This window comes from Oleiphilus sp. HI0066, assembly GCF_001635725.1.
In genome coordinates this window covers 1-921 of sequence record NZ_LWFH01001486.1, presented here as the reverse complement: position 1 = coordinate 921, position 921 = coordinate 1, and the positions used below count along the sequence as shown (strand labels likewise).

At 46.7% G+C, this 921-nt stretch carries 2 protein-coding genes; both read left to right on the top strand.

Going from position 1 to position 921, the window contains the following annotated elements:
* Positions 1–452, top strand: a 452-nt coding sequence (locus A3738_RS23030; protein WP_197473974.1) for an electron transfer flavoprotein subunit alpha/FixB family protein, incomplete at its 5' end; no start/stop codon positions are given.
* A 110-nt stretch (positions 453–562) separates the two neighbouring features.
* On the top strand, positions 563–921 hold a 359-nt coding region (locus A3738_RS23025), incomplete at its 3' end, for a hypothetical protein (protein WP_156504437.1).

The following is a 921-nucleotide window of genomic DNA, read 5'->3' as shown; positions in this document are numbered from 1 at the left end:
GTTCAGCTGCTGTTGAAGCGATTGACAACGTACAAGACGCTGGCATTTCTACTTTCGTAGGTCAAGAAATGGCTGAGTCTGATCGTCCAGAACTTACTGCTGCAGAGATCGTAATCTCTGGTGGTCGTGGTATGCAGAATGGCGACAACTTCGCAATGCTTGAGAAAGTTGCTGACAAGCTTGGCGCAGCAATGGGTGCATCGCGTGCAGCTGTTGACGCTGGCTTCGTACCTAACGACATGCAGGTTGGTCAAACAGGTAAGATCGTTGCCCCTAACCTATACATCGCTGTAGGTATTTCAGGTGCGATCCAACACTTGGCTGGTATGTCTGGTTCTAAAGTAATTGTTGCGATCAACAAAGACGAAGAAGCGCCTATCTTCCAGGTTGCTGACTACGGTCTTGTTGCTGATCTATTTGATGCGGTTCCAGAATTGGAAGCTGCCCTTTAATAGATAGCTGATCTCAAAAAACCGGCCCTTGAAAGAGCGCCGGTTTTTTTGTGCCTTTAAAAAAACGACTACTTTCTAACCCAGACCTTACATATGTTCAGAGAGTCGTTTTGAAGAGAGGAATAGGTGTTTTTTTATTATCTGTTGGGCAATCGGCCTTAGCTATTGAAGGCACGGCGTATAGCTCGACATCAGGATTGTTGACTAGTGTTTGGGGTACGTATGGCCAAGGCACTGTTGGTATTGATACGACGACTTATACCTTGTCGAGTGATTTTGCGCTCTTGTCAGATCGAAGTATTCAGTGGAATACAGGAAGCCGACCGCCACCCGTTGGTGAAACGGTTGGTACGCCGGCAGGAACTTACTTTAGAAATGTAATTATTCAAAGTGTGGGAGGTCAAAAGCATGCTCTCACTATCACTAACTCCGGCCCCGCCAGAAAATTGAGCGCCGAGAAACTATCGAT